Source organism: Streptomyces sp. NPDC002276 (genome assembly GCF_053891435.1).
Map to the genome: position 1 here is coordinate 467,045 of NZ_JBSFCQ010000006.1, position 20,230 is coordinate 487,274.

The window sequence follows — 20,230 nt, forward strand, 5'->3', positions numbered from 1 at the left end:
ATCTCCGGATGGGTTGAGGGCCGCGCGTTCCGTAACTTCGAAGTGTGACCGCGAGAAGCGGATCGCGGACCACTCGGAGACCAGCGGAGGCACACATGTCGGCCCCAACGCACACCCCGCCCCACTCGGCGACCACGGGCGGCGTCGACATCAGGCTGCCGTGGTGGGCCCTCGCCCTGCCGGCGCTCGCCTTCGGCGTGCTGCTCGTGATGATGCTCAACCCGACGGACGCGCAAGCGGCGGCCTCGGACCCGATGATCACCCACCTCTTCGAGCGCGCGCAGCAGCTCATAGCCCGCTGAGCACGGGCGAAGCCGCCCGTCAACTCCCTGCGCCCCGTGGCCTGTTTCATGCGAAGCTGGATCCCATGAGCGTCGCAGAACCCCGCAGGATTGTCCTCTTCCGGCATGCGAAGGCCGACTGGCCCGAGGTGACCGATCACGAGCGGCCGCTCGCCGAGCGGGGCCGCCTGGACGCGGCCACCGCCGGAAGCAGACTGGCCGACACCGGCATCCCCTTCGATCTGGCCCTCTGCTCCACCGCGACCCGCACCCGGGAGACCTGGAAGCTGGCCGTCCACGAACTCGCGCACCGGCCGAAAACCGTCTACGAGGAGAGGCTCTACGAGGCCTCGCCCGGCGAGCTGATCGCCGTACTGAACGAGACGCCCGACGACTCGCGGAACCTGATCCTCATCGGCCACAACCCGGGCGTCCAGGGCCTGACCGAGATCCTCTCCGGACCGGACACCGGCGAAGCCCGCGAGCGGCTGACCCGCCGCGGCTTCTCGACCGCCGCTTTCGCCGTCCTCACCTTCGACGGCTCCTGGAAGTCGCTGGAGCCGGGCGCGGCGACCCTGACCGACTACTGGGCGCCGTCCGAGTAGACCCGCGGACCCATACATCCGCAGTCCCGCGGACCCGCACGACAAGGGGCCCGGCACCGAGCGGTGCCGGGCCCCTGAAGGTCCTGATGAAGGTCCTGAAGGGTCCGAGGTCAGTCCTCGTCGTGGGTGTCCGCCGCCTCGACCTCTTCGCGGGTGACGCCCAGCAGATACAGGACGGTGTCGAGGAAGGGCACGTTCACCGCCGTGTGCGCGGCCTGCCGTACGACCGGCTTCGCGTTGAAGGCGACGCCGAGACCGGCCGCGTTGAGCATGTCCAGGTCGTTGGCGCCGTCGCCGATCGCCACGGTCTGCGCGAGCGGTACGCCCGCCTCGGCGGCGAACCGGCGCAGCAGCCGCGCCTTGCCCGCGCGGTCGACGATCTCGCCGGTGACCCTGCCGGTCAGCTTCCCGTCGACGATCTCCAGCGTGTTCGCCTGGGCGAAGTCGAGCCCGAGCCGGTCCTTGAGGTCGTCGGTGACCTGGGTGAACCCGCCCGACACGACGCCGACTTGATAGCCGAGCCGCTTGAGCGTACGGATCAGGGTGCGGGCGCCGGGCGTCAGCCGCACCTCGCTGCGCACCTTGTCGACGACCGACTCGTCCAGCCCCGCGAGCAGCGCCACGCGCGCGTGCAGGGACTGCTCGAAGTCCAACTCCCCGCGCATCGCGGCGGCGGTCACCTCGGCGACCTCGTCCTCGCAGCCGGCGTGCGCGGCGAAGAGCTCGATGACCTCGTCCTGGATGAGCGTGGAGTCGACGTCCATGACGACGAGTCGCTGGGCCCGCCGGTGCAGCCCCGCCGCCACGACGGCGACATCGACGCCGAGCGCCGCCGCGTGGGTGGCGAGGGCGGTGCGCAGGGGCTCGGTCTCCACCCCGGACACCGCGAACTCGACCGCTGTCACGGGGTACTTGGCGAGCCGGAAGATACGGTCGATGTTGCCGCCCGCCTTGGTGATACGGGCGGCGATCGCGGCGGTGGACTCCGCGGTGAGGGGGTGGCCGAGCACGGTCACGAGCGAACGCCCGAGCCCGCGCGGCCGGTTGTCGCCGAGGCCGGAGATGATCTCCGCCTGCATCTTCATCGACTCGGCCCAGCTGTGCACGGTGGCCCGCAGATCCCCTTCGAGCCCGGCGGGCGGCGGCGTCACGAGTGCGCACAGCACCATCCGGCCACGGGTGACGACCTGCTCGATGTCGACCACGTCGACGGAGTAGGCGGCGAGGGTGTCGAAGAGTCCGGCCGTGATGCCCGGCCTGTCCTTGCCGAAGATCTTGACGAGGAGAGTGGGTACGTCAGAGGTCTGCGAAGCGCTCATGGTGTACCCACCGTATCCGGCACGGAGTGCCTTATGCCGCAGAGGTCCGCCTAGCGGACACGGAACAGTGGGTGTCGGATCGGTGGCGGGAATCTTACGGGCCGATCACGAAGGCGCCGGTGGGCGGTCACGAGCCGGTACGAGGACGGTCAGGAGACGCGCCGAGGCGGTCGCGGTGGGGTGCGCTGCCGATCAGGAGCTGGCTGGCGGGGCGTCGGGCAGAGGGCGACCGGTACGGCGCCGGGCAGCGGGCGACCGGTACGGCGCCGGGCAGCGGGCGACCGGTACGGCGCCGGGCGCGGGGCGCGGGGGATACGGCCGGACGGGTGGGGCGCGAAGGGTGGGGCGCGACGGTTCGCGTGACACCGCAGCGGATCACCGACGTCCCCACTGGATCATCGGCGCCCCTTGGGCCTCCCCGGAGGAGGCGGTGGCGGTGGCGGGGGCGGCTGCTGTCCGTCGTCCGAGTCGTCGCCCGGCCAGTCCCGCGAGGGCGCCCCGGGCCGACGCCGGGGTGGCCGGGACGGCGGCTCGTAGGGCTGGGCCATGGTCGGAGCGCCGTACAGGTCGACGGGCGGCACAGGGGTGCCGGGCGACTGCGGGTCGCCGTAGGACGGAGGCTCGCCGTAGGACTGCGGGTCGCCGTAAGGACGGTCGCCGTAGGGACGAGTGCCGTCGTTCGCCGGGACGGCCCCGGACCGCCCCGCGCCGCCCGGCGCACCGGACGGCCGTGAGTCTCCGGCGGGCGACCGACCGCCGCCGTGCGACGACCGCGCACCCGGCGGCCACGCGCCTTCCTGGGGTGGGCCCGAGTCCGGCGACCACCCAGGGCCAGGAGGCTGAGCACCGGCACCGGGCCGCCCGCCTCCCGCCCCCGCACCCCCCGGCGGCCCGCCGACCTCGGGTTGCCGTAGCTCATCGGGCAGTTGGAGATACGGGTTGGTCGCGGGGTTGGGCGCGCGGTACGGCGCGCTCGGCACGTAGGGGCCGGTGGAGCCGGTGCGGCCGGTGTGTCCCGTGCTCCCCGCGGGCCGCGCGTGCTCCGGATGGCCTTCGTATCCGGGCGCCCCGGCGTCCGGCGCCGACCCCACCCCCGGAACCGGCGCCCCCAAGTCACCCAGTGCCAGCGGCGCGGCACGTCGTCCCGCCGCTCCCGTCGCGTACGCGAGCAGCCCGCCGACGCCTCCCGCGCCCGCGCCCCACACCGCGCCCAGCAGCAGCGCCATGCCCAGATGCCCGTGCAACTCGATCCCGGCGCCGAACGCGTCGAATCCCAGCACCGACAGCGAGGCGTCCACCGACACATCCGTCAGCCAGGCCAGCAGCGGCAGCGTCAGCGCGGTCACGACCCCGAGTCGTAAGGTGCACCGCCCGGCGAAACCGAGCGCCCCCGGACCACCACCGAGGCCCTTCGCGCCCAGTGGTGTCCGTGCCGCGGTGAGTACCCCCGCCAGCAGCATCATCAGGGCCGCGGCGACCCCCAACAGCCATACGCGGTTGTCCAGTTCGGCCAGTCGTCCCAGTGTCACCGGCTGGTCGGACTTCGCGCTCAGGAGGTCGTCGAGGGGATGGGGGAGCAGCTTCGCCAGTTCACCCGTCGCCTTGCCGTCCCAGGGGACGAAGAGGCCGATCGGGATGCCGAGCCAGACCCCGTTGGGCGCGCCGAGCAGCGCGGCGCCCGCGATCCGCTTGGGGTGGTCGTCGCCGATCGCCGCGTACGCCGCCGCCGCGAGCCCCGCCGCCACCGCGACCAGCAGCACCGCGACGAGCGCGGACACGGCCGGTCGTACGACACGGTGGACGGCCTCCCAGCCACGGGGGAGGGGCGTACGGCGGGAGGCCAGCAGGGCGATGAGCAGGATGCCGGCCGACCAGGCCAGGCCGCCCAGCAGGGTCGGTGCCGTGTCGACGGTGAAGCCGACCGCGGCCTTCGCCTTGACCAGGTCGCTGATCTTGCCGGGCAACAGCCCGCCGATGTCACCGATGTCGCCGATACCGGGGATGTTCACCCCGCCGCCGCTACCGCCGCCGCCCGTGATCTTGTCGAGGCCCAGCTTGCCGCCGTCGATCGTGATGACGTCGTGCCCGGCCCAGGCCAGGCCGCCGAGCATCGCCACGAAGAGCGCGACCACCGAGCCCGCGCGCGCGAGGAGTTCGGCCGGCGCGATCACAACTGCCCCCGACCGCAGGGACCGTAGGAAGAAGTACGACAGAAGCAGTGCTCCTGCCAGGCTCACGCCCAGCGGGGTGATCGTGACGGCCGTGGTCGCCTGGGCGCCAGTGAGGCCGAAGGCGGAGACGTCGCCGGTCGGGGTGACCGAACCGCCCGCGCCGAGCGCCACCACCGCCGCGGTCATGGGCCCGAGCGAGCCCGTCGCGTCGGCGCCCAGCAGGTGCAGGCCGAGCGCGGCCGTGCCCGCCATGCCGATCAACGCCCAACTCACCGCGGCGATCGCGGACAGCAGGACGTCACCCCAGGGCACCCTCGTGTCGTAGTGCGCCGTCCTGACACTCGTCGCTGAGTTCATGGCAGACCCCCCGATCCGCGGCACGGCGTGGTGCGGACACCACGCATGTCCCCCTCGCGTGGATTACCACTCTCCGGGTCGGTTTCAACCCCGTCAACGGAACCGCCGAACGTGTAACGGCGTGCTCTTCACAAGGCCCGACTTTCGGTCAGGGGGTGCAGCCTGAAATAGTTCCCGACGATGTTCGACATCCCTAGACTCCCTGTGATGGGGGTAACTCGGGGGACTACTCAGTGGGGCATGGAGTGCCGGAACTCGTACTGGAATTGAATGGACGGTCCTGGACGCTAGACGCGTCCAGGACCTACACCCTCGGACGTGATCCGCAGGGGGACATCGTGGTCGACGACGCCAGGGTCTCCTGGCGGCACGCCACGATCAGCTGGAGCGGCCGGAGTTGGGTCATCGACGACCACGGCAGCACCAATGGCACGTTCGTGCAGGGCCAGCGCATCCATCAGATGGAGATCGGCCCCGGCTCGTCCGTGTATCTGGGCAACGCGACCGACGGCCCGAGCCTGAGCCTGTCCGGCGCCGCCGCCGCGGTGGCGAGCCCGCAGGCCCAGCCGCGGCAACAGCCGTACGCGGCACAGGGCGTGGGCCCCGGCTGGGCCCAGCAGGCGCCGCCGCAGCAGACGCCTGAGCAGCAGCGTTTCCAGCCGTCGGCCGCCGCGCAGATTCCGCAGCAGCCGGGAGCCGGTGTCGGCGCGGGGGCGCCGCCGGTCTACGGCGACCGCAGCCCGACCACGTTCCACCAGTTCTCGCTGGACCGTGTGATGCGCATCGGCCGTGCGCTGGAGAACGAGTTGGTGGTCTCCGACCTCCAAGTGTCGCGCCACCACGCCGAGTTCCACGCGACACTCGACGGCCGCTTCGAGATCCGTGACCTCGGCTCGCACAACGGCACGTACGTCAACGGCCAGCCGATCACCAAGGGCGGCTCGGCGCTGCTCGGCCCGAACGACATCGTCGGCGTCGGCCACTCCACGTTCCGCCTGGTCGGGGACCGGCTCGAAGAGTTCGTCGACACCGGTGAAGTCTCCTTCTCCGCCCGGCACTTGACGGTCGAGGTCGACGGCGGCAAGCAGATCCTCAAGGACGTCTCCTTCGGCGTACCGGAGAAGTCGCTGATCGCGGTCATCGGCCCGTCGGGCTCCGGCAAGTCGACCCTCCTCAAGGCGCTCACCGGCTACCGGCCCGCCAACCAGGGCGACGTCCTCTACGACAACCGCAACCTGTACAAGCAGTTCGCCGAGCTGCGCCAGCGCATCGGTCTGGTCCCGCAGGACGACATCCTGCACAAGGAACTGACCGTCAAGAAGGCCCTCAAGTACGCGGCCAAGCTGCGCTTTCCCGCCGACACCACCGGCGACGAGCGCGAGGCCCGCATCGACGAGGTGCTGCGCGAGCTGAAGCTCGACATCCACAAGGAGAAGAAGATCACTTCTCTCTCCGGTGGGCAGCGCAAGCGTGTCTCGGTGGCTCTGGAACTCCTCACCAAGCCCTCGCTGATCTTCCTGGACGAGCCCACCTCGGGCCTCGACCCGGGCATGGACCGCGATGTCATGCAGCTGCTGCGCGGCCTCGCCGACGACGGCCGCACGGTCCTCGTCGTCACCCACTCCGTGGCCGAACTGGCGATCTGCGACAAGCTGTTGGTGATGGCTCCGGGCGGTGCCGTCGCCTACTTCGGGCCGCCCGAGGAGGCGTTGAACTTCTTCGGCTACGACACCTGGGCCGATGTCTTCTCCGCCTTCGAGAACTACCGCGACTACGACTGGGCGGGCCGCTGGAAGGGCTCGCAGCACTACCAGATGTACGCCGCCGACATCGACGCGATCGCACCGCAGTCCGTACAGATGCCGCCCATGCAGGCGATGAAACCGCCGAAGCCACAGGGCTGGATGTCGCAGTTCGTCACGCTGGTCCGCCGCTACGTCACGGTGATCGCCTCCGACAAGGGCTTCCTGGCCCTGATGGTGATCCTGCCGGGCGTGCTGGGCGCGGTGAGCCTGCTCATCGACTCGGGCAACAGCCTGCTGCCCAACCCGGCCAGGGCGAACGGCACCATCATCCCGAACGGCACGGCGACCACGGTCCTGCTGATCCTCGCGGTCGGCGCCTGCTTCGCCGGCGCGGCCAACTCGGTCCGTGAGCTGATCAAGGAACGGGTCATCTACGAACGGGAGCGCGCGACGGGCCTGTCCCGGTCCGCGTACCTGATGTCCAAGGTGTTCGTGCTCGGCGTGATCACCGCGCTGCAAGGGCTGATGGTCGGTGTCATCGGCTTCTCCAGCCGGGAGATCCCGAAGCAGGGCCTGGTCCTCGGCAGCCAGACCATGTTCGAACTCTGCATCCCGATCATGGGCCTCGGCTTCACCGCGATGATGTTCGGCCTGATCATCTCCTCGCTGGTGAAGACGGCCGAGAAGACCATGCCGCTGCTGGTGATGTTCGCGATCATCCAAGTCGTGTTCACCGGCTGCCTGTTCACGCTGAACGGCGCGATCGGCGTCAACCAGTTCTCGTACCTGATGCCCTCGCGCTGGGCGGTCGGTGCCGCGGGCGCCACGCTGGACTTCAACAAGATCAGCCCGCCCAAGCCCGGCGACAGCAACGACCCGCTGTGGGAGCACACCGTCGGCGCCTGGGGCATGGACATGGCCGCCCTGATCGCCCTCGGCATCATCTGCGGCATCTTCGTGGCCCGCTTCCTGCGCCGCCACGAGCCCGAGGTCATGCGCAAGTAGCAGTTCCCGTACGACACCGAAGGGCGGCACCCCTCACACGGGTGCCGCCCTTCGCCGTCGATACCGAGACCCAGAGGTCCGCCGGAGGCCTCGATACGCGTCTCAGTACGCGCTGTTGACGTTGTCGATCGAGCCGTACCGGTCGGCCGCGTAGTTCGCCGCGGCGGTAATGTTGGCGACCGGGTCGTAGATGCTCATCGAGGTACCGGAGACGTGGTACGCGTTGAACGTCGGCTGGATGACCTGGAGCAGACCGATCGACGGGGTGCCGTTGACCGCGTTGACGTCCCAGCCGTTGACGGCGCTCGGGTTGCCCGAGGACTCCCGCATGATGTTCTTGTACAGGCCGTAGTACGAGCCCGGTATGCCCTTCTGCTTCATGATCGCCAGGGCGTGGTTGATCCAGCCGTTGAGGTTGTTGGCGTAGGTCGTCGCGGCGACGGGCTGGAGCTTGACGCGCTGGCTGGAGCGGCTCGCGGCCTTCTTCGCCTTGCGGGCGGCCTCCGCCTTCTTCGCGGCGGCGGCTTCGGCGGCCTTCTTCTTCGCGGCGGCGTCCGCCTTGGCCTTCGCCGCCTTCGCCTTGGCGTCGGCCTTCGCCTGGATCGCCTCGGTCTTGAGGCTGGCACCGGCGAGCTGGTCGGTGACGCTGGCCCTGACGCCCTTGATGGGCTCCGTGCTGTACGCCACCTTCGCCGTGGACGCGGCGTCCGTGGTGGTCGTCCCCGCGTCGCTGGGCACCGCGGAGAAGGCGAGGGCGGCGGCGCCGAGCGTGGCGACACCGGCGAGCGCGATCCTGTGCTGCTTCGTCAGCTTGTTGAGCTTGGTCAGGCGACTACGACCGGGAGTGTTCGTGTTCTCGGGCATGGCGGATGGACCTCTTCGAATGGCGCGGAGGTCGCTCACCGTCCGGCGGGGACGCGGGTGCTTCCGGCACAAACGCCGCGGACGGGATCCGCGGCGCTGAGCGACGGCTGCAATTCTTAGCGGTCGCAAAAACCTGTGGCAAAGGTGTGACGTACGATCCCCGGTAGTGGAGCAGGGAAGGGCAAAACGGGACAGACAGGACCGTCTGTCCCGCTCAAGCGGGTCGGGTTTATCTCCTATGTGCCCTAGTACGTGATCTGCGCCCTATGTGCGGGCTCACACCGGCGGCACGGCAACCTCACTTGCAGTTGCTTGCGCAACGCGCTGCGTGAGGATCCTCCTCCGGGAGGATGAGGTGCACGTCCCCGAACTCGTGCCACAGGTAGAGCCCGCGCAGCGCCTCCTCATAACCGCGGTCGACGGCGGCCCGCCCGGCGACCGCCTCCAGCATCAGCAGATGCGAGGCCTCCGGCTCGTGCAGCCCCGTCAGCAGCCCGTCCACCACCCGCACCCCCCGCTCCGGCGTGACGACGAGATCCGTCCACCCGGCACGCGCGCGTACGACCCCGTCGTCCCCGGCCGCGGACTCCACCGCCCGCACCGCGGTGGTCCCCACGGCGATCACCCGCCCGTCCCCGGCCCCGACCGCGTTGATCAACCGGGCCGACGCCTCCGACACCGCGAACCGCTCCGGATACGGCGGCTCGTGCACCTCGGCCGACGCCACCCCCGTGTGCAGAGTGATCGGCGCGAACTGCACCCCCCGACTCACCAGCTCCGCCACCATCCGCGCGGTGAAGGGCCGCGCGGCACTCGGCATCTCCGCACTGCCCGTCCCGTCCTCCGACGGCAAGGAGAACACCGTCTGATAGACGGACAACGGCTGATCCCGCTCCGTATAGGAGTAGCGAATGGGCCGCCCGTACTCACGCAGCAGCGCGAGCACACCCGCTCCCGAGACCTCCGCCGCGTCCGATGTCTCCGGTTCCGACACCTTTGGACGCGACACGTCCGGCTCCAGGGCTCCCGTCCCGGGCACGGGCCTCGGTGCTCCCGGCCGCGTGACCCCCGGCCCCGGTGCCGAGGCCTCGGGCGTTCCCGGGCCCGCCCCTCCGGCCGCCGGCAGCCCGATCCCGGGCCTGCCCACCCCTACCCGTTCCACCCCGGACACCCGCGCCCACCACAACCGCTCACCCCGCGCGCTCAGCGGGTCCTCCAGGGTCAGCCGCGCGCCCCCGGGCAGCCGCACCTCCGTCCCCGCCGGGCCGCCCGCACGCGCGCGTGAGGTGCCCTTCCCGTCCGGCTCCCGCAGCTCGACCGCCCACCGCCCGTCATCGCCCCGGGTCGAGAAATGCACCACCACGCGCGCGTGCCCGATCCACCCGTCCACCGCGGCGGCCAGCGTCGGCGACGTGTTCACGACCAGCAGATCCCCGGCCCGCAGCAACCGCGGCAACTCCCCGAACCCGTGATGCGACACCTCGGTACCCCGCGACACGAGCAGTCGTACGGCATCCCGGTCGAGCCCCGGCCCGCGCTGCTCGACCGGCACGCGCGCGGACAGCTCCTCGGGCACCCGCACGGCCACCGTCATCGCTCCTCCAGCAGGGCCGGGGCGCCGTAGCGCCCGCTCGCCGGACGTTCGTCCAGCAGTCGCAGGAAGGCCGGGACCACGGCGACCGGTTCCGGCCGCGGATCGTCGTCGTCCGGTACGGCCGCCGCGTACAGGTCCGTGCCCATGTCCCCGGGGTCCACCGCCCACACCCGCAGCCCGGGTTCCTCCGCGCCGAGCACCGCCGCGAGCTGGTCGAGGGCCGCCTTGGACGCCCCGTAGCCGCCCCACGTCTCGTACGCCTCGGCCGCCGCGTCCGAACTGACCGCGATCACCGCACCGGCCCGCGAGGCCCGCAGCAACGGCAGCGCCTCCTGGACCAGCCCCAGCGCGGCCACCACGTTCACCTCCAGCGCCCGCCGCAACCCGTCCAGGGGCAGCTCGTCGAGCCGTACGAGTGGCTCGGCACCCAGTGCGCTCGCGTTGCTCACGACCAGGTCGAGGCCGCCCAGCTTCTCCGCCGCGGCCACCAGCTCGGCCCTGTGCACCGCGTCCGTGACATCCCCCGGGACGGCCGCCACACGCGTGCCGTACGCGCCGACAGCCCCCGCGGTCCCCCTCAACACCCCCTCGGTCCTGGCGTCCAGCACCAGGTCCCAGCCCCGCGCGGCCAGCGCCTCGGCGAGCGCCCGCCCCAGCCCCTTCGACGCCCCCGTGATGATCGCTACCGACATGACACACGTCCCCTCGTCCACTACGCCTCCGTCGGCGTGCCCCCAACGTAGGAACGGGACCGCCCCCGCCGCGTCGGACGTCGGCCGCAGTCCACCGGGGTCCTTCGCCCTAGGCCTTCCGGACCAGACGCTGCGGCCATCAGCCCGATCCGCGTTGTCACACCCCGCCGGTACCGTGAGGACATGAGTCAAGGTCCACGGTCCGGCCTCGCGGCGGTGAGCTCAGCGCTGCTGGCCATGAGCAGGCACCTGGAGGTGCGCGACGTCCTCAAGACGATCGTCGCCTCGGCCCGCGAGCTGCTCGACGCCCAGTACGCCGCCCTGGGCGTCCCCGACGACCACGGCGGCTTCGCCCAGTTCGTGGTCGACGGCGTCAGCGACGCCCAGTGGAAGGCCATCGGCCCGCTCCCGCGCCAGCACGGCATCCTCGCCGCGATGCTGCACGAGGCCAAGGCCGAACGCCTCGCGGACGTGCGCAAGGACCCGCGCTTCGAGGGCTGGCCCTCGGCCCACCCCGACATGTCCGACTTCCTGGGCCTGCCCATCCGCGACGACGACGAGGTCATCGGCGCCCTGTTCCTCGCCAACAAGAACTGCCCGAAGCCGGACGGCGGTTGCGGCTTCACCGAGGAGGACGAGGAACTCCTCTCGATCCTCGCCCAGCACGCGGCCATCGCCCTCACCAACGCCCGCCTCTACGAGCGCAGCCGCGAGCTGACCATCGCCGAGGAGCGCTCCCGGCTCGCCCACGAGCTGCACGACGCGGTGGCCCAGAAGCTGTTCTCCCTCCGCCTCACCGCACAGGCCGCCGCCACCCTCGTCGACCGCGACCCCTCCCGCGCCAAGGGCGAACTCCAGCAGGTCGCCGCGCTCGCCGCCGAGGCAGCCGACGAACTGCGCGCCGCAGTGGTCGAGTTGCGCCCCGCCGCCCTGGACGAGGACGGACTGAGCGCCACCCTGCGCACCCAGATCCAGGTCCTCGACCGCGCCCACACCGCGCGCGTGACCTTCACCGGCCGCGGCTTCCGTGCCCTGCCCGCGGCCCAGGAGGAGGCCATGCTCCGCGTCGCCCAGGAGGCCCTGCACAACGCGCTACGGCACTCCGGCGCGGAGCACGTCGCCGTGACCCTGGAGCGCAGCGGCTGCGGCGCGGTCCTACGGATCACCGACGACGGCCGAGGCTTCGAACCCCAGTCGATCCGCCGCGCGGGACGCCATCTCGGCCTGGTCTCCATGCGGGACCGGACCAACGGCGTCGGCGGCACGCTCACCGTGGAATCGGCGCCCGGAAAGGGCACCACGATCGAGATGGAGGTCCCCGGTGGCTGACGCAATCAAGGTACTGATCGTCGACGACCACCAGGTCGTCCGCCGGGGCCTGCGCACCTTCCTGGAGGTGCAGGACGACATCGAGGTCGTCGGAGAGGCGGCCGACGGCGCCGAAGGGGTCGCCCGCACCGAGGAGTTGAAGCCCGACGTCGTCCTCATGGACATCAAGATGCCGGGCATGGACGGCATCGACGCGCTGCGCAGACTCCGCGAACTCGACCACCCCGCGCGTGTGTTGATCGTCACCAGCTTCACCGAGCAGCGCACGGTGATACCCGCCCTGCGCGCGGGCGCCGCCGGTTACGTCTACAAGGACGTGGACCCGGACGCCCTGGCCGGCGCCATCCGCTCCGTCCACGCCGGCCACATCCTGCTCCAACCCGAGGTCGCCGGCGTCCTGTTGTCCCAGGAGGAGTCCAACTCGGGCCAGGGGAGAGGCGGTTCGCTCACGGAGCGGGAGCGCGAGGTGCTCGGCCTGATCGCGGACGGCCGCTCCAACCGCGAGATAGCCCGCGCCCTGGTGCTCTCCGAGAAGACGGTCAAGACCCATGTCTCGAACATCCTGATGAAACTCGACCTGGCGGACCGCACGCAGGCCGCACTGTTCGCGGTACGTCACGGCCTGACGCGATAGGGATCGGCGAGGTGGGAGGGGCGCGGCGGCAACCCGGAGCGTCCTGTTCCGGGCCGAGATTCATACCGTCGTGGGAATGTCCCCCGGATGGCGCATCCTTCGTGGATCTCCGCCGTTCTCCCATGCGTGCCGCGGCGCCTGCCGCGGTGATCGCTAGGAGGGCTCAGAAGTGAAGAACCTGAAGAAGGCAGCGGCCGTGACGATGGTGGCCGGCGGGCTGGTAGCCGCCGGTGCCGGGCTGGCCTCCGCCGACAGCCTGGCGAACGGCCAGGCCGCCGGCTCGCCCGGCGTCGGCTCGGGCAACGTCGTCCAGGTCCCGGTGCACGTCCCGGTGAACGTCGTCGGCAATAGCGTCAACGTCATCGGCGTCCTGAACCCCGCCTTCGGCAACCTGGGCGTCAACCACTGACGCACGTCGCTCCGCGACAGTGACCTCCGGCCTCCCAGGGCGCTCCCTGGGAGGCCGGTCCGCTCGTCACCTGGTCATTCGGTCGGCTTGTCGCGCCAATGATCCGATCGGGCAGTCAAACGCGCATTCCCGTGCCGTTTCCGGCACCACCCGCGTTGTTCAGCGCACGACCCGCGGCCGGGTCGGTCACGCAATCGCAGGAGGAACGCTTCTCATGAACATCGCCAAGAAGGCCGCCGTGGCCCTCACCGTCGCTGGTATCGCCGCTGGCGCCTCCGCCGGTGCCGCTGTCGCCGACGCGGGTGCCGACGGCGCGGCCGTGAAGTCGCCGGGTGTCGGTTCCGGCAACGTCGTCCAGGTCCCGGTCCACGTCCCCGTCAACGTCGTCGGTGACAGCATCAACGTCATCGGCCTGCTGAACCCCGCGTTCGGCAACAAGGGCATCAACGGCTGACACCCACAGCCGTAAGAAAGGGCCCCGAGAGTCAACGACGACTCCCGGGGCCTCTTCTGTGTCTTCAGCCCGTCCGGTGCCTTTCAACGCGGGCCCGCAAAATCAGCCCGTCCGGCGTTTGAGGACGAGGCCCCCTCAGGGCCGACCGGGGGCCTGGGGGCGGAGCCCCCAGAGACGCCCACACCAACACCGGTCACCACACAGACCGACGCTCACCGCACCCCCTTCTCCCGCTCCTCCACAACGGAGTTGTACGCCGCGACCTGCGCCCGCCGAGCCGTCCGCTCCACAGGCCGCAACGCCTCCGCCCGCACCGCCATCTCGGACGCGCTCACCGCACCCCCGTGCCCACTCTCACGAGCCAGGGACACCAGCAACCCCACCCGCTGCGCCAGCTCCAACACCCGCACCGCGCGCGGCGGATACCCCGGCGCCAACACCTCCCGCCCCCGCTCGGCCCGCGCGCGATACGCGTCGAGCGCGGCCTCCGCGACCGGCCCCGACCCGGCCACGTCCAGCCGCGACAACACCGCCGTCGCGTCCCGCAGCGCCTCCGCGAGCTCCCGCTCGGCCTCCCCGAGCGAGGGCACATCGGCGGGCGGCGCCTCCCGCACCGGCAGGCAGTGCCAGACGACCTCGACATGTACGTCACCGGGGGGACCGGCCTCGTACACCTCGGGAATGAGGCCGAGCGCGGCGCCGTAGCAGATCACCGCCTCCTCGGCCTCCAGGGCCCGCGCGTTGAACGCGGGCGGGCCGCTGAGCCCCAGCGGGTGTCCCGAGGTGGGCAGCGCCACCCGAAGTCCGGTCACCCCGAGGGTGCGCAGCCGCCCCAGCGCGAGTGTGAGTCCGACGGGCGCCGACTCGCCCGGCAGCCCTTCCACCCGGTGCACGGCGTCCTCGCCCACGATGGCGAGTACGGCGTCGTCCGGTGAGACAAGCCCGGCCAAAAGGGCGTTTCCCCAGGCGGCGAGCCGCCCTGAACGTGGTTCCGAAAGCATGCCCCCCACCCTAAGGACCGGACCGATGGGATGGACCGCCCGGCCGGTGGCGTAGATTTCTTCGAGGGCTGCGCCTACCGGCGCACGCGACAGCCGAGACAGGCCGACGATGCAATGGGAGACAGCGCGCTCATGAGCGATGTTCTGGAGCTGGAGGACGTAACCGTGGTCCGGGAGGGCCGGGCTCTGGTGGACCAGGTCTCCTGGTCGGTCAAGGAGGGCGAGCGCTGGGTCATCCTCGGCCCGAACGGCGCCGGCAAGACCACCCTCCTGAACGTCGCGTCCAGCTACCTGTTCCCCAGCAGCGGCACCGCCACCATCCTCGGCGAGACCCTCGGCAAGGTCGACGTCTTCGAACTCCGCCCCCGCATCGGCGTCGCCGGCATCGCCATGGCCGAGAAGCTCCCCAAGCGCCAGACCGTCCTCCAGACCGTGCTGACCGCCGCCTACGGCATGACCGCCGGCTGGCACGAGGACTACGAGGACGTCGACGAGCAGCGCGCCCGCGCCTTCCTCGACCGCCTCGGCATGAGCGACTACCTGGACCGCAAGTTCGGCACCCTCTCCGAGGGGGAGCGCAAGCGCACCCTCATCGCCCGCGCCCTGATGACCGACCCCGAGCTGCTCCTCCTCGACGAGCCCGCCGCCGGCCTCGACCTCGGCGGACGCGAGGACCTCGTACGCCGTCTCGGCCGCCTCGCCCGCGACCCGATCGCCCCCTCCATGATCATGGTCACCCACCATGTCGAGGAGATCGCCCCCGGCTTCACCCACGTCCTGATGATCCGTCAGGGCAAGGTCCTCGCCGCGGGTCCGCTGGAGCTCGAACTCACCGCGCGCAACCTCTCCCTCTGCTTCGGCCTCCCGCTGATCGTCGAGCAGGTCGGCGACCGCTGGACCGCACACGGTCTCCCCATGTCCTGACCGAACTCCCCTGAAAAATACGGGTCGTACGGGCATATGCGCCCTGTCCGCGACCCGACCCACCGCCCTACCATGACCTTGTGAACGACATCGGCGCATGGGTGTGGTGGCTCGTCGGCGCGGCAGCACTCGGGATCCCGCTCGTGGTGACCGCGATGCCGGAGTTCGGCATGCTCGCCGTGGGCGCGGGCGCCGCCGCTGCCACCGCCGGGCTCGGCGCGGACGTAGTCCTCCAGGTCCTGGTCTTCGCCGTCGTGTCGGTCGCCCTCATCGCCGTCGTACGGCCGATCGCGAACCGGCACCGCTCCCAACGACCCCAACTCGCCACGGGCGTGGACGCGTTGAAGGGCAAACAGGCCGTCGTCCTGGAACGCGTCGACGGCTCCGGCAGCGGCCGGATCAAGCTCGCAGGCGAGGTCTGGTCGGCCCGCGCACTCGACACCGATCGCGCCTACGAACCGGGCCAGGAGGTGGACGTCGTGGAGATCGAGGGAGCCACCGCGATCGTCATCTGACCTCGCAGGACTCAACTGAACCGAACAGCACACGAGTTGCATGACGGTCTGACAGACTCGACCAGCAAGATCTTCAACAACCATAAGATCTTCCGAAAGCGCCGAGGCGGAGAAGGGTACGGGGAGCACGATGGAACCGGTCATCATCGTCTTGATCATCCTGGTGGTGTTGGTCTTCATCGCTTTGATCAAGACGATCCAGGTCATCCCGCAGGCAAGTGCCGCGATCGTGGAGCGATTTGGCCGCTACACACGGACACTCAACGCGGGACTCAACATCGTCGTCCCGTTCATCGACACCATCCGTAACCGCATCGACCTGCGCGAACAGGTCGTACCGTTCCCGCCGCAGCCGGTGATCACCCAGGACAACCTGGTCGTCAACATCGACACGGTCATCTACTACCAGGTGACGGACGCGCGGGCCGCGACCTACGAAGTGGCCAGCTACATCCAGGCAATTGAGCAGCTCACGGTCACCACGCTCCGCAACATCATCGGCGGCATGGACCTGGAGCGCACGCTGACCTCCCGCGAGGAGATCAACGCGGCCCTGCGCGGAGTCCTCGACGAGGCGACGGGCAAGTGGGGCATCCGCGTAAACCGCGTCGAACTCAAGGCAATCGAGCCCCCCACCTCCATCCAGGACTCGATGGAGAAGCAGATGCGCGCCGACCGTGACAAGCGCGCCGCGATCCTCACCGCGGAGGGCACGCGCCAGGCGGCCATCCTCACCGCGGAGGGCGAGAAGCAGTCCCAGATCCTGCGCGCCGAAGGTGAGGCCAAGGCAGCCGCCCTGCGCGCCGAGGGCGAGGCCCAGGCCGTCCGTACGGTCTTCGAGGCCATCCACGCGGGCGACGCCGACCAGAAGCTCCTCTCCTACCAGTACCTCCAGATGCTCCCGAAGATCGCCGCAGGCGACGCCAACAAGCTCTGGATCGTGCCCAGCGAGATCGGCGACGCCCTCAAGGGCCTCTCCGGCGCCATGGGCAACGTCGGCCCGTTCGGCGGCGGTTCGAGCAACGACGGAGGCAACTCCGGCAACTCGGGCGGCAATTCGGAACGCCGAGAGAAGCCGTCCATCGACTGACCGGCCTGTTCTACGACACTGGGGCCCACCTCCCGCGGGAGATGGGCCCCAGTTCTGTTCACGTGCCCTACGCCGCCGGCTGCACCAGCCACTCCGGCAGCGCGTCGAAGTCCTCGGTCCCCAGCGCCAACAGCATCGCGTCCGCGGGCGTCGGCTCGAACGGCCGCCGCAGCAGCGGCATTCCGGCCTGCTCCGGAGTCCGCGCCGCCTTGCGGTGGTTGTCCTCCGCGCACGAGGCCACCGTGTTCAGCCAGGAGTCCTGACCACCCTGCGCCCTGGGCACCACGTGGTCCACCGTCGTCGCCCGCCTGCCGCAGTACGCGCACCGGTGCCGGTCCCGGACCAGCACACCCCGCCTCGACCACGGAGCTTGTCTTCGGAACGGCACCCTCACATACCTGCACAACCGGATCACCCGGGGAGCCGGTATATCAACCGCGGCTCCGCGCATGCGCAGTTCGGGGTGGGCCTGCTCGACGACAGCCTTGTCCTGGAGCACCAGAACGACGGCTCGATTCAACGACACCGTCGACAGCGGCTCGAAGCTCGCGTTCAGCACCAGCGTGTCCCGCATCCAGCCCACCTCCCGTGTGCAATCGGCCCACCGCCTGGCGGGCTTGGATCAACTCTGGCCGGGCACGCCGAGATGGACAACGCAATAAAAACTGCCCGCCCCTGATCAATTCCAAGACCAGAGGCGGGCAAACGTTCAATGAACGTCAGTCTTCCGTGGGCGCTTCGTACTCACCGATCAGCTGGGCACGTGCCAGCGCGTGAAACCGCAGGTTGAAACCGACGACCGCCGGAGACACGTCCGAGTCCGGACCCAGCTTCTCCGAGTCCACGGCGTACACCGTGAACACATAACGGTGCGACCCGTCCCCGGGCGGCGGAGCGGCCCCACCGAAGTCCTTCGACCCGTAGTCGTTCCGCACCTGTACGGCGCCCTCCGGCAGCCCCTCGAACTTGCCGCTGCCCGCACCCGTCGGCAGCTCGGTCACCGAGGCCGGGATGTCGAACACCGTCCAGTGCCAGAACCCGCTCCCCGTAGGGGCGTCCGGGTCGTAGCAGGTCACGGCGAAACTCTTGGTCTCGGCCGGGAAGCCCTCCCAGCGCAGCTGGGGCGAGGTGTTGCCGGCCGCGTAGACCTGAGCGTCCTTGAGCGTCGCCCCCGGCTCGACGTCATCGCTCGTCACCGTGAACGACGGCACGGGCGGATGGAAGTCATGGGGGAGGGGTCGCCGCTTCAGCTCGGTCACCTTGGTACCTCCTGATCGGAATCTTCAGTACGTCCCGAGCCTAGAACCAGTTGCGCTTGCTGCCGACCTCGGAGATCCACTGGTTGAGGTACGCGGCCCAGTCGGTCCCGTGGAAGTCGTGCTGGCCCACCTGGAAGGAGCGGAAGGTGTCACTGCCCTCACTGAAGAGGCCCGGCTTCTTGTCCATCTCCAGGATGACGTCCATCGCGTTCTCATCGGCGACGAACGTCAGCTCGACCTGGTTCAGCCCCCGGTACTGCGACGGCGGCTGGAACTCGATCTCCTGGTAGAACGGCAGCTTCTGCCGCGTCCCCCGGATGTGACCCCGCTCCATGTCCGCGGTCTTGAACCGGAAACCCAGCTGGATGAAGGCGTCCAGAATCGCCTTCTGCGCGGGCAACGGGTGCACGTTGACCGGGTCCAGGTCACTGGAGTCCACGGCCCGCGCGATCGCCAGCTCGGTGCTCACCCCGATGTGCATCCCGCGCAGCGCCTGACCGTCGATCATCGTGACCGGCGTCTCCCAGGGGATCTCCAGACCGAACGGCACGGTGTGCGCGCTCCCCGCCTGCAACTCGAAGGCACCGCCCAGCCGCACCTTCGTGAACTCGATGTCCTGCTTGTACTCCTGGTCGCCGCTCTCGACCTCGACCTTGGCCTGTAGTCCGACCGAGAGCCCCTGGATCTCCTGGTTCACGGACCCGCCCTGGATCCGCACCTCGCCCTGGACGACACCACCAGGAACGACGTTGACCTCGGTCAGCACCGTCTCCACCGAAGCCCCGCCGGCCCCCAGGCTCGCGAGCAGCTTCTTGAACGCCATGACTCTCCCTTTACGAATGGACCCTTGATCCCTACAAACGCGATCCGACCGCGACCGGTTCCGCGCCACACCCTGGCAAGCGGACCGAACCTTGACCACCCCTTGGCACAAGTGCGTCTGGACTACGCTCGGACGCCATGATCGCGCCCCCGGACCGTAAGCCACTCCCCAGAGACTTCTTCGACCGCCCCGTATTGGAGGTCGCCCCCGACCTCCTGGGCCGCATCCTCGTCCGCACGACCCCCGACGGTCCGATCGTCCTGCGCATCACAGAGGTCGAGGCCTACGACGGCGGAAACGACCCCGCCTCCCACGCCTATCGCGGCCCGACCGCGCGCAACGGCGTGATGTTCGGCCCACCCGGGTATGTGTACGTCTACTTCACCTACGGCATGTGGCACTGCATGAACCTGGTGTGCGGCCCCGAGGGCACGGCGAGGGCGGTCCTGCTCCGCGCCGGCGAGATCGTCGAGGGCGCCGAACTGGCCCGCAAACGTCGACTCTCGGCCCGAAATGACAAAGAACTGGCCAAAGGCCCCGCACGCCTGGCCACCGCCCTCGACGTCGACCGCTCTCTGGACGGCACGGACGCGTGCACCACGGGCGACACACCCCTGAGGATGCTGGCCGGCACACCCGTGCCCTCCCATCAGGTAAGCAACGGTCCCCGTACCGGAGTGTCCGGCGAGGGAGCGGTCCACCCGTGGCGGTTCTGGATCACCAACGACCCTACGGTGAGCCCTTATCGGGCCCATACGCCAAGGCGTCGGTCAAGTTGACGCGCCGTGGCGGGGTGCGTAATGTGGCCCGAGCCGCTTGACCCGGGTACGGCATTCGCCTGCAGCCGGAAGCGGCCAACCCACTACCTACGACTCCCTCTCAGCAGGGGCGCGTTCAGCATGCCCGCATGCCTGAATTCGAACTTGCGGAACTCGATTATGAGCTGGCGAGGGAATCGGCTAACGTAGTGAATGTCGAAAGGCCGACAGGCGAAAGCCCAAAGCGTTTGACAATCCCAACCGACAGGGAATCGGGACCGGAAACGGTCTGATAGAGTCGGAAACGCAAGACCGAAGGGAAAAGCCCGGAGGAAAGCCCGAGAGGGTGAGTACAAAGGAAGCGTCCGTTCCTTGAGAACTCAACAGCGTGCCAAAAATCA

The 20,230-nt window shown here is 70.0% G+C and carries 20 protein-coding genes; 11 read left to right on the forward strand and 9 right to left on the reverse strand.

From position 1 onward, the window contains the following. The first annotated feature begins 95 nt into the window (after positions 1-95). Both ACWIHT_RS19005 and ACWIHT_RS19010 read left to right on the forward strand, forming a co-directional pair. A complete protein-coding gene (locus ACWIHT_RS19005) occupies positions 96-302 on the forward strand; it encodes a hypothetical protein (RefSeq protein WP_456169250.1) in 207 nt (68 codons plus the stop codon). Between the two features lie 65 nt (positions 303-367). Beyond that, positions 368-886, forward strand: coding sequence for a SixA phosphatase family protein (locus ACWIHT_RS19010; protein ID WP_456169251.1), 519 nt, complete (start codon positions 368-370; stop codon positions 884-886). A gap of 110 nt (positions 887-996) precedes the next feature. Here the strand turns inward: ACWIHT_RS19010 and serB are convergent, their stop codons facing one another. Together serB and ACWIHT_RS19020 are read right to left on the reverse strand one after the other, a co-directional pair. Further along, a complete protein-coding gene (serB, locus tag ACWIHT_RS19015; RefSeq protein ID WP_456169252.1) occupies positions 997-2,205 on the reverse strand; it encodes a phosphoserine phosphatase SerB in 1,209 nt (402 codons plus the stop codon). Positions 2,206-2,600: 395 nt separating this feature from the next. After that, the gene (locus ACWIHT_RS19020; protein ID WP_456169253.1) at positions 2,601-4,733 is read right to left on the reverse strand and encodes a streptophobe family protein; all 2,133 of its coding nucleotides are present in this window, start codon (positions 4,731-4,733) and stop codon (positions 2,601-2,603) included. A 245-nt stretch (positions 4,734-4,978) separates the two neighbouring features. On the opposite strand from ACWIHT_RS19020, the gene ACWIHT_RS19025 reads away from it, so the two are divergent. Then, positions 4,979-7,483, forward strand: a complete 2,505-nt coding sequence (locus ACWIHT_RS19025; RefSeq protein WP_456169254.1) for an FHA domain-containing protein — start codon at positions 4,979-4,981, stop codon at positions 7,481-7,483. A gap of 102 nt (positions 7,484-7,585) precedes the next feature. On the opposite strand, the gene ACWIHT_RS19030 is transcribed toward ACWIHT_RS19025, so the two are convergent. From ACWIHT_RS19030 to ACWIHT_RS19040, 3 genes are all read right to left on the reverse strand, one after another. Then, complete coding sequence (locus ACWIHT_RS19030) at positions 7,586-8,347, reverse strand: transglycosylase SLT domain-containing protein (protein ID WP_456169255.1); 762 nt, start codon at positions 8,345-8,347, stop codon at positions 7,586-7,588. A 298-nt stretch (positions 8,348-8,645) separates the two neighbouring features. Then, positions 8,646-9,941: an S-adenosylmethionine:tRNA ribosyltransferase-isomerase gene (locus ACWIHT_RS19035; RefSeq protein WP_456169256.1), complete on the reverse strand. Its 1,296-nt coding sequence runs from the start codon at positions 9,939-9,941 to the stop codon at positions 8,646-8,648. Next, positions 9,938-10,633: an SDR family NAD(P)-dependent oxidoreductase gene (locus ACWIHT_RS19040; protein ID WP_456169257.1), complete on the reverse strand. Its 696-nt coding sequence runs from the start codon at positions 10,631-10,633 to the stop codon at positions 9,938-9,940. Before ACWIHT_RS19040 ends, ACWIHT_RS19035 begins: the two co-directional genes overlap by 4 nt. Positions 10,634-10,816: 183 nt before the next feature. On the opposite strand from ACWIHT_RS19040, the gene ACWIHT_RS19045 reads away from it, so the two are divergent. The 4 genes from ACWIHT_RS19045 (at position 10,817) to ACWIHT_RS19060 (ending at position 13,459) form a co-directional block, all read left to right on the forward strand. Then, positions 10,817-11,962, forward strand: a complete 1,146-nt coding sequence (locus tag ACWIHT_RS19045; protein ID WP_456169258.1) for a GAF domain-containing sensor histidine kinase — start codon at positions 10,817-10,819, stop codon at positions 11,960-11,962. Further along, positions 11,955-12,596, forward strand: coding sequence for a response regulator (locus tag ACWIHT_RS19050; RefSeq protein WP_456169259.1), 642 nt, complete (start codon positions 11,955-11,957; stop codon positions 12,594-12,596). The genes ACWIHT_RS19045 and ACWIHT_RS19050 overlap by 8 nt, the downstream gene beginning before the upstream one ends. A gap of 169 nt (positions 12,597-12,765) precedes the next feature. Next, a complete protein-coding gene (locus ACWIHT_RS19055) occupies positions 12,766-13,005 on the forward strand; it encodes a chaplin family protein (protein WP_456169260.1) in 240 nt (79 codons plus the stop codon). 214 nt (positions 13,006-13,219) lie between these two features. Next, complete coding sequence (locus ACWIHT_RS19060) at positions 13,220-13,459, forward strand: chaplin family protein (protein ID WP_456169261.1); 240 nt, start codon at positions 13,220-13,222, stop codon at positions 13,457-13,459. A 212-nt stretch (positions 13,460-13,671) separates the two neighbouring features. On the opposite strand, the gene ACWIHT_RS19065 is transcribed toward ACWIHT_RS19060, so the two are convergent. Then, entirely contained in the window at positions 13,672-14,460 is a 789-nt protein-coding gene (locus ACWIHT_RS19065; protein WP_456169262.1) for a hypothetical protein, read from the reverse strand. Positions 14,461-14,592: 132 nt separating this feature from the next. On the opposite strand from ACWIHT_RS19065, the gene ACWIHT_RS19070 reads away from it, so the two are divergent. From ACWIHT_RS19070 to ACWIHT_RS19080, 3 genes are all read left to right on the forward strand, one after another. Continuing rightward, a complete protein-coding gene (locus ACWIHT_RS19070) occupies positions 14,593-15,384 on the forward strand; it encodes an ABC transporter ATP-binding protein (protein WP_019067387.1) in 792 nt (263 codons plus the stop codon). An 80-nt stretch (positions 15,385-15,464) separates the two neighbouring features. After that, the gene (locus ACWIHT_RS19075) at positions 15,465-15,899 is read left to right on the forward strand and encodes an NfeD family protein (RefSeq protein WP_456169263.1); all 435 of its coding nucleotides are present in this window, start codon (positions 15,465-15,467) and stop codon (positions 15,897-15,899) included. Positions 15,900-16,029: 130 nt separating this feature from the next. Continuing rightward, positions 16,030-16,989 (forward strand): SPFH domain-containing protein, encoded by a 960-nt coding sequence (locus ACWIHT_RS19080; RefSeq protein WP_456169264.1) that lies wholly within the window; start codon positions 16,030-16,032, stop codon positions 16,987-16,989. A 67-nt stretch (positions 16,990-17,056) separates the two neighbouring features. Here the strand turns inward: ACWIHT_RS19080 and ACWIHT_RS19085 are convergent, their stop codons facing one another. From ACWIHT_RS19085 to ACWIHT_RS19095, 3 genes are all read right to left on the reverse strand, one after another. Next, positions 17,057-17,563 (reverse strand): HNH endonuclease, encoded by a 507-nt coding sequence (locus ACWIHT_RS19085; protein ID WP_427923343.1) that lies wholly within the window; start codon positions 17,561-17,563, stop codon positions 17,057-17,059. Between the two features lie 145 nt (positions 17,564-17,708). Further along, on the reverse strand, positions 17,709-18,248 hold the full coding sequence (locus tag ACWIHT_RS19090; RefSeq protein ID WP_456169265.1) for a YbhB/YbcL family Raf kinase inhibitor-like protein: 540 nt from the start codon (positions 18,246-18,248) through the stop codon (positions 17,709-17,711). Between the two features lie 40 nt (positions 18,249-18,288). Further along, a complete protein-coding gene (locus tag ACWIHT_RS19095; RefSeq protein WP_456169266.1) occupies positions 18,289-19,071 on the reverse strand; it encodes a sporulation protein in 783 nt (260 codons plus the stop codon). A 137-nt stretch (positions 19,072-19,208) separates the two neighbouring features. Here ACWIHT_RS19095 and ACWIHT_RS19100 point away from each other — a divergent pair, with 137 nt between their 5' ends. Continuing rightward, positions 19,209-19,850, forward strand: a complete 642-nt coding sequence (locus tag ACWIHT_RS19100; protein WP_456169267.1) for a DNA-3-methyladenine glycosylase — start codon at positions 19,209-19,211, stop codon at positions 19,848-19,850. The last annotated feature ends 380 nt before the right edge of the window (positions 19,851-20,230 follow it).

Bases quoted from the DNA above. Each gene is read 5' to 3' on its own strand.
- ACWIHT_RS19005 (WP_456169250.1), top strand. From the start codon at position 96: ATGTCGGCCCCAACGCACACCCCGCCCCACTCGGCGACCACGGGCGGC.
- ACWIHT_RS19010 (WP_456169251.1), top strand. From the start codon at position 368: ATGAGCGTCGCAGAACCCCGCAGGATTGTCCTCTTCCGGCATGCGAAG.
- serB (WP_456169252.1), bottom strand. From the start codon at position 2,205: ATGAGCGCTTCGCAGACCTCTGACGTACCCACTCTCCTCGTCAAGATC.
- ACWIHT_RS19020 (WP_456169253.1), bottom strand. From the start codon at position 4,733: ATGAACTCAGCGACGAGTGTCAGGACGGCGCACTACGACACGAGGGTG.
- ACWIHT_RS19030 (WP_456169255.1), bottom strand. From the start codon at position 8,347: ATGCCCGAGAACACGAACACTCCCGGTCGTAGTCGCCTGACCAAGCTC.
- ACWIHT_RS19035 (WP_456169256.1), bottom strand. From the start codon at position 9,941: ATGACGGTGGCCGTGCGGGTGCCCGAGGAGCTGTCCGCGCGCGTGCCG.
- ACWIHT_RS19040 (WP_456169257.1), bottom strand. From the start codon at position 10,633: ATGTCGGTAGCGATCATCACGGGGGCGTCGAAGGGGCTGGGGCGGGCG.
- ACWIHT_RS19045 (WP_456169258.1), top strand. From the start codon at position 10,817: ATGAGTCAAGGTCCACGGTCCGGCCTCGCGGCGGTGAGCTCAGCGCTG.
- ACWIHT_RS19060 (WP_456169261.1), top strand. From the start codon at position 13,220: ATGAACATCGCCAAGAAGGCCGCCGTGGCCCTCACCGTCGCTGGTATC.
- ACWIHT_RS19065 (WP_456169262.1), bottom strand. From the start codon at position 14,460: ATGCTTTCGGAACCACGTTCAGGGCGGCTCGCCGCCTGGGGAAACGCC.
- ACWIHT_RS19070 (WP_019067387.1), top strand. From the start codon at position 14,593: ATGAGCGATGTTCTGGAGCTGGAGGACGTAACCGTGGTCCGGGAGGGC.
- ACWIHT_RS19080 (WP_456169264.1), top strand. From the start codon at position 16,030: ATGGAACCGGTCATCATCGTCTTGATCATCCTGGTGGTGTTGGTCTTC.
- ACWIHT_RS19085 (WP_427923343.1), bottom strand. From the start codon at position 17,563: ATGCGGGACACGCTGGTGCTGAACGCGAGCTTCGAGCCGCTGTCGACG.
- ACWIHT_RS19095 (WP_456169266.1), bottom strand. From the start codon at position 19,071: ATGGCGTTCAAGAAGCTGCTCGCGAGCCTGGGGGCCGGCGGGGCTTCG.
- ACWIHT_RS19100 (WP_456169267.1), top strand. From the start codon at position 19,209: ATGATCGCGCCCCCGGACCGTAAGCCACTCCCCAGAGACTTCTTCGAC.